The organism is Kitasatospora sp. NPDC001539 (assembly GCF_040298565.1).
Classification (GTDB): domain Bacteria; phylum Actinomycetota; class Actinomycetes; order Streptomycetales; family Streptomycetaceae; genus Kitasatospora.
Genome location: NZ_JBEPAK010000008.1, coordinates 57,625 through 67,644, shown reverse-complemented (window position 1 = coordinate 67,644; position 10,020 = coordinate 57,625). Strand labels below are relative to the sequence as shown.

Here is a 10,020-nt window from a genome sequence, read left to right as displayed (position 1 = left end):
AGGGTCTTGCGCTGGGCCTCCAGGACGGCCGCCTGGTCGTCGCCGGCCTTCTCCACGTTGACGTTCTTCACGTACTGCTGGGTGAGCGTGGAGGCCCCCTGCGAGGCGGTGCCGCTCTCCGCGTTCTTGCTGAGCGCCCGCAGTACGCCCTTGAGGTCGACGGCGCCGTGCTCGTAGAAGCGGGCGTCCTCGATGTCGACCTGCGCCTGCCGCATGTACGGGGACATCTGGTCGGCGTTCAGGACGGTGCGGTCGCGCTCGTAGACCTTGGCGATCAGGCCGCCCTTGGCGTCGAAGATCTGGGTGGCCTGGGTGAGCGGCGGGGTCTTGAAATCGTCGGGGATGTTGTCGAAGCTCTCCGCCGTGTCCTTGGCGGTCAGCCCGATGGCGCCGACGGCGGGCAGGGCGAGGCCTGCCAGCAGGACTCCGGAGAGCACGCTGACGCCCAGGAACTTCACGCCGTTGCCGACGTGGTCGAACGGTGATCCGCTGCTCCTGCGGCGCGGAGCTCCGGCGTTGCCTGGGGGCTGGGATGCCTGTGGGCGCTTCGGTGCCATGAGGAGAACCCTACGTCCCCGATTCCCGCACATAGGGGCAGGTGTTCGCCTAGGCTTGTCACAAGCTTGCGACAGCTTCGGTGCGTCAACATCGTTCACTCTTGTGAGTGCGGAGAGTTGCCCGAATTGCCCGCTACGCCCGGGTTTTGAGGCGGCTGCGGTGTGCTGTGCCCGGGTGGACGGTAGCGCTCCGTGATGACACCTGTGGCGAGAGTGGGTGCGCCGAACGTGGCAAGGCTTGCGACCTGCGATCACTCCAACGAGTGAGATGACCGATACCCATAGTCCGATCGGGTCATTCGAGATTGAGCCCGAAGGGGCTGTTGCGCGCTGTCGTTCTTCCGTAACGTCCTCAACTGGCAACGGTGAATATGCCGTTGCCGCCGTGGGGGAGCCTCGATTACGGGAGAGGACGGCGCCGGCATGGGCTGGGTTGACGACTGGAGTGCGCAGGCCGCCTGCCGCACGAGTGATCCGGACGAACTGTTCGTCCAGGGGGCGGCACAGAACCGCGCGAAGGCGGTGTGCAGCGGCTGCCCCGTCCGTACGGAGTGCCTCGCGGACGCCCTGGACAACCGGGTGGAGTTCGGTGTGTGGGGCGGGATGACGGAGCGCGAGCGGCGGGCCCTGCTGCGCCGGCGCCCGACGGTCATCTCGTGGCGGCGGCTGCTGGAGACGGCCCGCACCGAGTACGAGGAGTCCCTCGCGACCGGCGTGATACTGACGGACTACGCCCAGGCTGGCTGACGGGGGAGCCCCCGCTGGAGAGCCCCCGCCGAACCGGCCGAGCCCGCGCCCAACCCGGAGCCCGAGCCCGAACCGGCTGCGCCCGGACCGGCCGCGCCCGGACCGCGGTGCCTACGCCGCGCCGCTCAGCCGGTCCCCGATGGCGCGCAGCCCGTCCAGGTCGTGCACGTCGCCCGGCAGCGCCGGGACCTCGACGATCGGGACGTCCGGGTACACCGACACGAAGCGGTCGCGGGTGCGGCGCTCCCGCCCCATGATCTGCATCCGCTCGGCGTGCAGCCGCAGCAGCCCGGCCGCGAGCAGCTCCGCCTCGGGCGACGAGTGCTCCGAGCCGTTCTCCTCCAGGGCCTCGGCGGCCGCCAGCGCCCGCTCCGCGGTGAGCTGCGGCGCGCCCGTGCCGTGCACCCGGTTGAGCACCAGGCCGGCCAGCGGCATCCGGTCCGCGGCGAGCCGGTCCACGAAGTACGCGGCCTCGCGCAGCGCGTCCCGCTCCGGCGCGGCCACCACCAGGAACGCGGTGCCGGGGGCCTTGAGCAGCTGGTAGGTGCGGTCCGCGCGCTCGCGGAAGCCGCCGAACATCGAGTCCATCGCGGTGACGAAGGTCTGCACGTCGGTGAGCAGCTGGGCGCCGAAGATCCTCCCCAGGGTGCCGGTGAGCAGGCCCATCCCGGCGTTGAGGAACTTCATCGCGCTGCGTCCGCCGACCTTGGCCGGCGCGGTCAGGATGCGGATCACCCGGCCGTCCAGGAAGGACCCGAGCCGGTTGGGGGCGTCCAGGAAGTCCAGCGCCGAGCGGGACGGCGGGGTGTCCACGACGATCAGGTCCCACTCCTCGGCCGAGCGCAGCTGGCCGAGCTTCTCCATCGCCATGTACTCCTGGGTGCCCGCGAAGCCGGCCGACAGGGACTGGTAGAACGGGTTCTCCATGATCGCCCGGGCCCGCTCGGGCTCGGCGTGGGCCAGCACGACCTCGTCGAAGGTCCGCTTCATGTCGAGCATCATGGCCTGGAGCTCCCCGTCGCCGGTGACGCCCTTGACCACCCGGGGGGTGTTGTCGAGTTCGGTCAGCCCCATCGACTGGGCCAGCCGCCGGGCCGGGTCGATGGTCAGCACCACGACCTTGCGCCCCCGCTCGGCGGCCCGCAGACCGATCGCCGCCGCGGTGGTGGTCTTGCCGACGCCGCCGGAGCCGCAGCAGACGATGATCCTGGTCTCGGGGTCGTCTATCAGCTCGTCCATTCCGAGCCGCCTTCCGGTACCGCGCACGCCGTCCGATGAGTTCGTCACGCCGCCCCCTGCCGCTTCAGTTCGCCCGCCAGCCGGTACAGCCCGCCGAGGTCCACGCCCTCGCCGAGCAGCGGGAGCTCGTACGTCGGGAGCCGCAGCTGCTGCAGGTCGGCGCGCTGCTCCCGCTCCAGCTCGACCCGCTCGGCGTGCTCGCGGGCCTGTTCCAGCAACGGGTCGAGCAGCGGGTCCACCGCCGCCCGGACCGCCTCCGCCCTGCGCGAGCGGCCGCCCAGCCCGGCCTCGCCGAGGGCCGCCGCGACGTCCTCGCGGTGGTCGCCGTCGACCGCCGTCACCGCCGCCGCGTCCAGCACCGGCGGCCGGACCATGTTGACCATCACGCCGCCCACCGGGAGCTTCGCCTCCCGCAGCTCCCCGATGCCGTCGACCGTCTCCTGCACCGGCATCTCCTCCAGCAGGGTGACCAGGTGCACGGCGGTCTCCGGTGACTTCAGCACCCGCATCACGGCCTGCGCCTGGGTGTGTATCGGGCCGATCCGGGCCAGCCCGGCGACCTCGGAGTTGACGTTCAGGAACCGCGTGATCCGCCCGGTCGGCGGGGCGTCCATGACCACCGCGTCGTACCGGCGCCGGCCGTCCGGGCCCTTGCGGCGGGTCGCCTCGCAGGCCTTGCCGGTGAGCAGCACGTCCCGGACGCCGGGGGCGATGGTGGTGGCGAAGTCGACGAAGCCGACCTTCTGCAGCGCCTTGCCGGCCCGGCCGAGCTTGTAGAACATCTCCAGGTACTCGAGCAGCGCCTGCTCGGTGTCGATGGCCAGCGCGAAGACCTCGCCGGGCGTGCCCTCCCCGGGCAGCCCGAGCTGGGGGCGGGCGACGGAGGCGATCCGGCGCTCCTCGTACGGCAGGGCGGCGATGCCGAACAGCTCGGCGATGCCCTGCCGCCCCTCGACCTCGATCAGCAGCACCCGTCCGCCGTCGGCGGCCAGCGCCAGCGCCAGCGCGGCGGCCAGGGTGGTCTTCCCGGTGCCGCCCTTTCCGCTGACCACGTGCAGCCGGACACCCTCCCAGTCGGGGTCGCGCCGGGCCGCCTGGCCGGGGGTGCGTGCCACGCTCCGTCTCCGTCCGTTTCCGTCCTGCGGGCGTCCCCTCCGCGGAGGATGCCCCTGTGACGAGGGTGCCCCCACCGACGGGGGTGCCCCTCATGGGGGTGCCCCGCTGACGGGGTGCCCCTCATGAGGGTGCCCTCTCGCGAGGGTAACCAGGGAGCGCGCCCGATGCCCGGAGCACCAGGGGTGCCGGGACCGAATCATGCCCCCTTTGTGCCCCACCTCACACGCCGGTCGCCGGGCGGCGGCGGTCGCCGGGACGGCTCGTCTAGAGTCTGGCCATGACCAAGTGGGAATACATGACGGCGCCCCTGCTCGTGCACGCCACCAAGCAGATCCTGGACAACTTCGGCGAGGACGGCTGGGAGCTCGTCCAGGTCGTGCCCGGCCCCAACCCGGAGCAGCTGGTGGCCTACTTCAAGCGGGAGAAGAACGCGTGAACACCGTCGAGTCGAAGCTCGCGGAGCTGGGCCTGACCCTGCCGCCGGTGGCCGCCCCGGTCGCCGCCTATGTGCCCGCCGTGCAGTCGGGCGAGTTCGTGTTCACCTCCGGCCAGCTGCCGGTCGTCGACGGCAAGCTGGTGAGCACCGGCAAGGTCGGCGCCGAGGTGTCCCCGGAGGAGGCCAAGGAGTTCGCGCAGATCTGCGTGCTGAACGCGCTGGCCGCCGTCAAGTCGGTGATCGGCGACCTGGACCGGATCGAGCGGGTCGTGAAGGTCGTCGGCTTCGTCGCCTCCGCCGCCGACTTCACCGGCCAGCCCGGCGTGGTCAACGGCGCCAGCGAGCTGCTGGGCAAGGTGCTGGGCGACGCCGGCGTGCACGCCCGCAGCGCGGTCGGCGTCGCGGTGCTGCCGCTGGACGCCCCGGTCGAGGTCGAGCTCCAGGTGCGCGTCAAGATCGGCTGAGTGTGATCGCGGAGGCGGGGTCGGCCCTGTCCAACCCCGCCCCCGTGCGCTTAGCATCCGGGCATGGACCATCGAGCGACGACGCTGCCGATGCCGCCCGGCTGGCCTGCCCGGATCCGGGCGGTCGACTCCGGCGCGCTGACCCCGCCGGTGCCCAGGCTCGCCGCGACCGTCGTGCTGCTGCGCGACTCCGCCGCCGGGCCGGAGGCCTACCTGCTGCGCCGGCGCACCTCGATGGCCTTCGCGGCCGGGATGTACGCCTACCCGGGCGGTGGGGTGGACCCGCGCGACGCCGAGGTCGAGACGGGCTGGGCGGGCCCGACGCCCGAGGAGTGGGCGCACCGGCTCGGGGTCGACGTCCGGACGGCGCGGGCGGTGGTCTGCGCGGCGGTGCGCGAGACCTTCGAGGAGGCCGGCGTGCTGCTGGCCGGCCCGGACGCCGACAGCGTCGCCGCGCCGCGCGACTGGTCCGCCGAGCGGGCCGCGCTGGAGGCGCACGAGCTGTCCTTCGCCGAGTTCCTCCGCGACCACGGCCTGCTGCTGCGCAGTGACCTGCTGGGCGGCTGGGCGCGCTGGATCACTCCGGAGTTCGAGGAGCGGCGCTACGACACCTGGTTCTTCGTCGCCGCCCTGCCGGCCGGCCAGCTCGCGGCCCTGGAGGTCGGCGAGGCCGACCGGGTCGCCTGGCTGACGCCGACCGAGGCGGTCCTGGGGTACCAGGAGGGCCGCTTCGGGATGCTGCCGCCCACCGTGACGGTGCTGCGTGAACTGTCGCCGGTGCGGACCGCCGCGGAGGCGCTGGCCGCGGCCGCCGACCGGGTACTGGAACCGGTGCTGGGCCGGGCCGAGGTCCGGGGCGACCGGATGACGGTCCGCTGGCCTGGGTATGACGAGCTGACCATCGACGGGGAGTTCCCCGTGGAACCTCCGGTCGGTCCGCACTCGACCGCCGGGGACTCCGGACCCCGGAACGCCGGAGCCTCCTGAGGCTCCCGGGGCCCCGTGGACCTCCCCGGAACCCCCTGCCCCCCGGAACCTCGGAGCCCCCAGGACTTCCGACCGCACGAGCGACCGCACGAGCGACCGCACGAGCGACCGCACGAGCGACCGCACGAGAGATGCCGACGAGAAAGGACCGACACCCGATGGACCACAACGACGTGGCTCGCCGGACGGCCCCCGAGCTGCCCGGCCGCCGACTGATCCCCCGCTCCGTGGGCTGCGACAGCCAGGTCCCGTTCGTCGAGGTCGCCCAGCGCGCCCTCGTCCGGGCCCTGCCGCTGCGGGCCCTGCACCGCGACGGCGAGCGCGGCCGGTGAGCGGACTCCTGCCGGGTGACCCCGCCGCCGCGATCGGCGGCGAGGCCACTCCTCGGGCGCTGTGCGTGCTGGCGCCGAACCCGTCGCCGATGACGCTGGACGGCACCAACACCTGGCTGCTCTCCGAGCCCGGCTCGGACCTCGCGGTGGTGATCGACCCCGGTCCGCTGCACGAGGCCCACCTGCGCCGGGTGGTCGAGCTCGCCGAGGAGCGGGGCAAGCGGATCGCGCTCACCCTGCTCACCCACGGCCACGCCGACCACGCCGAGGGCGCCGTCCGCTTCGCCGAGCTGACCGGCACCGAGGTGCGGGCCCTGGACCCGGCGCACCGGCTCGGCTCCGAGGGCCTGGTCGGCGGTCAGCGCCTGGACGTCGGGGGCCTCGACCTCCGGGTGGTCGCCACCCCCGGCCACACCTCGGACTCGTTGACCTTCCACCTGCCGGACGACGGCGCGATCCTCACCGGCGACACCGTGCTCGGCCGCGGCACCACCATGGTCGCCCACCCCGACGGCCGGCTCGGCGACTACCTGGACTCGCTGCGCCGCCTGCACACGATGGCCTCCCACCACGGCGTACGGACCGTGCTGCCCGGCCACGGGCCGGTGCTCGCGGACGCGCTCGGTGCCGTCGACTACTACCTGGCCCACCGGGCCACCCGGCTCGCCCAGGTGGAGACCGCGGTGGAGGCGGGCTGCCGGACGGCCGCCGACGTGGTCGCCCGGGTCTACGCCGACGTGGACCGGGCACTCTGGCCGGCCGCCGAGCTCTCGGTGCGGGCCCAGCTGGAGTACCTGGAGGAGCACGGGCTCATCCCGGGCCAGGACTGATCCGCCGCGGTTCCCGGTTCGGGTCGTTCCCGGTCGTCCGGGGCGTTCGGGGCGTTCGGGGCGTTCGGGGCGTTCGGGGCGTTCGGGGCGTTCGGGGCGTTCGGGGCGTTCGGGGCGTTCGGGGCATCCGGGTCGTCCGGGTCGTCCGGGGCATCCGAGGCGTCCGGCGCGTCCGGGCGGGGCCCGATCCGGGCTGCAGCGGGGCGCGGAGGCCGCCCGGGCCGGAACGACGCGAAGGCCCGTCCGGACCGACCGGACGGGCCTTCGCGGTGCTCGGAGAGCGTCAGCGCGAGCGGCGCGACAGCCGCTCGACGTCGAGCAGGACCACCGCGCGGGCCTCCAGCTTCAGCCAGCCGCGGCCGGCGAAGTCGGCGAGCGCCTTGTTGACCGTCTCGCGGGAGGCGCCGACCAGCTGGGCCAGCTCCTCCTGGGTGAGGTCGTGGGCGACGTGGATGCCCTCCTCGGACTGCACGCCGAAACGGCGGGAGAGGTCCAGCAGGGCCTTGGCGACGCGGCCGGGCACGTCGGAGAAGACCAGGTCGGACATCACGTCGTTGGTCCGGCGCAGTCGGCGGGCGATGGCCCGCAGCAGCGCGATGGAGACCTCCGGGCGGGCGTGCAGCCACGGCTGGAGGTCGCCGTGGCCGAGGCCCAGCAGCTTGACCTCGGTCAGCGCGCTGGCGGTGGCGGTGCGCGGGCCCGGGTCGAACAGCGACAGCTCGCCGATCATCTCGCTCGGGCCGAGCACGGCCAGCATGTTCTCGCGGCCGTCCGGCGAGGCACGGTGCAGCTTGACCTTGCCCTCCGCGACGACGTACAGCCGGTCGCCCGGGTCGCCCTCGTGGAACAGCGACTCACCACGGGCGAGGGTGACCTCGGTCATGGAAGCGCGCAGCTCGCCGGCCTGTTCGTCGTCGAGTGCCGCGAAGAGTGCGGCGCGCCGCAGAACGTCGTCCACGTGCTTCCTCCTTCTCGGCCGTCCGGCGGTGGGCCGCCGTCGGGCGCAAGTTCCGTTCAGTGTTCTGCATCACCAAGCATGGCGCATGTCGCTCCGATCATATGAGGAGGGGGTGTATCAGGGTGCGCCGTGCGCGGCCATTCGTACCGGCGGATCATCGGGCGGAGCGGCGTTCGACGGGCGTAGCGGCGGATCAGCCGGCACACCAGGGATCAGCGGGTATGCCGGCGGATCAGCGGGCGTACCGGCGGATCAAGGGGCGCACCGGAGGATCAGCGGGCTGGCCGCCCGGCGGGCGCCGGGGTGTCGAACGCCCGGCCGTCCGGGTCGAACAGCGAGTCGCCCACCGCCGTCCGGGCGGAGAGGACGGTGTGCCCGGCCCGGTGGGCGCTGGTCAGGCCCGCCGTGCGCAGGGCGGTGAGGTGCTGGGAGACGGCCGCCGCGGACAGCCCGGTGCGGCGGGCCAGCTCGGTGGTCGAGGCGGGGGAGTCCAGCTCGGCCAGCAGCCGGGCCCGGGAGCGGCCGAGCACGGCGGCCAGTGCGTCGGTGCGCGCCGAGGTGCCGGGGCGTTCCTCCCACAGGGTGGCCGCGCCGCGCGCCGGGTACATCAGCTGCGGCGGGTCCGGCGGCAGCACCCGGGTGAGCACCCGGGGCCAGGCGAAGGCGGAGGGCAGGAGCAGCAGGCCGGCTCCGGCGTTCAGCCGGGTGACGGCGCAGTGCCGGCGCGCCAGCTGCAGCGCGGTGCCGTCCCAGCGGACCGTCTCGTGCAGCTCGTCCAGCATCCGGGCGGTGCCGTGCTCGGCCGCCTGCCGGGAGCGGTGGAAGACGTCCGCGGCCAGCAGCGCGCGGATCCGCGCCCAGTACGGGGCGAGCGCCAGCTCCCAGTACGCCGCGATCTCGGCGGCCAGCCCGGGCAGCCGGGCCGCCGGATCCCGGTAGAGCGGTTCCAGGGAGGCCGGCAGCCGGCCGCCCGCCTCGGCGGCCACGATGTCGAGGTCGGCCCGGACCTGCTCGGCGCCGGTCGCGGCGATCGCGGCGAGCTCCTCGGCGAGCGTCGGGGAGAAGCCGGCCGGCGTCGGGTTGAGGAAGTCCGGCAGGTGGCCGTCGGGCGGGACCATCGCGGCCAGGCGCGCCCAGTCCAGTCCGGAGGCGGCCAGCCGCTCGCGCACCTGACCGGCCCAGCGGCGGTGCAGCGCGGGGGCGGGTGAGTGGGCGAGCGCGCGCAGACTGGTCACCACCTCCTGCATCGGGCTGACGGCGAACCGGGTCAGCGCCAAGTCCTGGGCGGAGAAGTGGAGTTCCGTCCGCATGCGCGGCCCCCTTCGGAAGATTCGGCCCCAGCTTAAACACTGGTCGCCCTTCCGGTGGTGGGCGCACGATGCCTGGGTCCCCACTGATTCGTACGAAAGCCGGTGACACCTCATGTCCACCACCACCCCGGCCCGCGAGCGGGCGCTGCGACTGCGCGGGCTCGTCGAGGAGGGCGTGCTCGTCCTGCCCAACGCATGGGACGCCGGCAGCGCCGCGGTGATCGCCTCGGCCGGCGCGCAGGCGATCGCCACCACCAGCGGCGGCGCCTCCTGGTCGCTGGGCATGGGTGATGGCCAGCGGATGGACCGGGCGACGGCGGTCGAGGCGGCCCGGCGGGTCGTCGCGGCGGTGGACCTGCCGGTCACCATCGACGCCGAGGGCGGGTACGGGCCGCTGCCCTCCGATGTGGCCGCCACCGTGACCGCGCTGGTGGGTGCGGGCGCGGCCGGGGTCAACCTGGAGGACTCGACGGCCGTCGGCGGCCCGCTGTTCACGGTGGCCGAGCAGGCCGAGCGGCTGCGCGCGGCCCGCACCGCCGCGGCCGACGCCGGCCTGCCCGAGCTGCTGGTCAACGCCCGTACCGACGTGTTCCTGTTCGGACTGGGCGGCCTGGACGACGTGCTGGTCCGGGCCGCGGCCTACGCCGAGGCGGGCGCGGACGGCCTGTTCGTCCCCGGCCTCCTGAACCTCGACGACCTCGCCGAGCTGTGCAAGCGGACTTCGCTGCCGGTGAACGTGATGGCCGTCGCGGGCGGGCCGACCGTCGCTGAGTTCGCCGCCACGGGGGTACGGCGGATCAGCGTCGGTACGGGCCTCGCCCAGCTCGCCTACACGGCGGCCCGCCGTGCCGCTGCCGAGCTGCTCGACGCCGGGACGCTGACGGAGCTCGACGGGGCGCTCGGTTTCGGGGACCTGAACGGGCTGTACTGACCGGGCGTCCTACCGGGCTGCCGGGCCGCTGTCCTGCCGCCCGCGCCGCCGGGACTGCCGGGCCGCTGTCCTGCCGCCCCCGCCGCCGGGACTGCCGGACTGCTGCCCCCGCC

Annotated in this window: 12 protein-coding genes; 7 read left to right on the top strand and 5 right to left on the bottom strand. The window is 74.1% G+C overall.

Annotation, left to right across the window (positions count from 1 at the left end):
• Positions 1-557 (bottom strand): transglycosylase domain-containing protein (locus tag ABT247_RS03540; protein WP_350737243.1); only part of this gene is annotated, 557 nt, incomplete at its 3' end.
• Between the two features lie 423 nt (positions 558-980).
• Here ABT247_RS03540 and ABT247_RS03535 point away from each other — a divergent pair.
• Complete coding sequence (locus ABT247_RS03535) at positions 981-1,304, top strand: WhiB family transcriptional regulator (RefSeq protein WP_030240986.1); 324 nt, start codon at positions 981-983, stop codon at positions 1,302-1,304.
• A 111-nt stretch (positions 1,305-1,415) separates the two neighbouring features.
• Here the strand turns inward: ABT247_RS03535 and bagB are convergent, their stop codons facing one another.
• The gene (gene bagB, locus ABT247_RS03530) at positions 1,416-2,543 is read right to left on the bottom strand and encodes an ATPase BagB (RefSeq protein ID WP_350737240.1); all 1,128 of its coding nucleotides are present in this window, start codon (positions 2,541-2,543) and stop codon (positions 1,416-1,418) included.
• Between the two features lie 44 nt (positions 2,544-2,587).
• Complete coding sequence (gene bagA / locus ABT247_RS03525; protein ID WP_350737238.1) at positions 2,588-3,658, bottom strand: ATPase BagA; 1,071 nt, start codon at positions 3,656-3,658, stop codon at positions 2,588-2,590.
• 278 nt (positions 3,659-3,936) lie between these two features.
• Here bagA and sp36 point away from each other — a divergent pair, with 278 nt between their 5' ends.
• The 5 genes from sp36 to ABT247_RS03500 all read left to right on the top strand — a co-directional run bounded on the left by sp36 (position 3,937) and on the right by ABT247_RS03500 (position 6,708).
• Positions 3,937-4,095 carry a Sp36 family protein gene (sp36, locus tag ABT247_RS03520; protein ID WP_094743074.1) on the top strand — a complete coding sequence of 53 codons (159 nt, stop codon included), beginning with the start codon at positions 3,937-3,939 and terminating at the stop codon, positions 4,093-4,095.
• The gene (locus ABT247_RS03515) at positions 4,092-4,559 is read left to right on the top strand and encodes a RidA family protein (RefSeq protein WP_350737235.1); all 468 of its coding nucleotides are present in this window, start codon (positions 4,092-4,094) and stop codon (positions 4,557-4,559) included. Before sp36 ends, ABT247_RS03515 begins: the two co-directional genes overlap by 4 nt.
• A gap of 63 nt (positions 4,560-4,622) precedes the next feature.
• A complete protein-coding gene (locus tag ABT247_RS03510; protein WP_350737232.1) occupies positions 4,623-5,546 on the top strand; it encodes an NUDIX hydrolase in 924 nt (307 codons plus the stop codon).
• A 158-nt stretch (positions 5,547-5,704) separates the two neighbouring features.
• A complete protein-coding gene (locus tag ABT247_RS03505) occupies positions 5,705-5,878 on the top strand; it encodes a hypothetical protein (RefSeq protein WP_350737229.1) in 174 nt (57 codons plus the stop codon).
• Positions 5,875-6,708: an MBL fold metallo-hydrolase gene (locus ABT247_RS03500; protein WP_350737226.1), complete on the top strand. Its 834-nt coding sequence runs from the start codon at positions 5,875-5,877 to the stop codon at positions 6,706-6,708. The genes ABT247_RS03505 and ABT247_RS03500 overlap by 4 nt, the downstream gene beginning before the upstream one ends.
• Before the next feature lie 283 nt (positions 6,709-6,991).
• Here the strand turns inward: ABT247_RS03500 and ABT247_RS03495 are convergent, their stop codons facing one another.
• Complete coding sequence (locus ABT247_RS03495; RefSeq protein ID WP_030288117.1) at positions 6,992-7,666, bottom strand: Crp/Fnr family transcriptional regulator; 675 nt, start codon at positions 7,664-7,666, stop codon at positions 6,992-6,994.
• 272 nt (positions 7,667-7,938) lie between these two features.
• Positions 7,939-8,976, bottom strand: coding sequence for a winged helix-turn-helix domain-containing protein (locus ABT247_RS03490; protein WP_350737223.1), 1,038 nt, complete (start codon positions 8,974-8,976; stop codon positions 7,939-7,941).
• 112 nt (positions 8,977-9,088) lie between these two features.
• On the opposite strand from ABT247_RS03490, the gene ABT247_RS03485 reads away from it, so the two are divergent.
• Positions 9,089-9,907: an isocitrate lyase/PEP mutase family protein gene (locus tag ABT247_RS03485; protein ID WP_350737220.1), complete on the top strand. Its 819-nt coding sequence runs from the start codon at positions 9,089-9,091 to the stop codon at positions 9,905-9,907.
• The last annotated feature ends 113 nt before the right edge of the window (positions 9,908-10,020 follow it).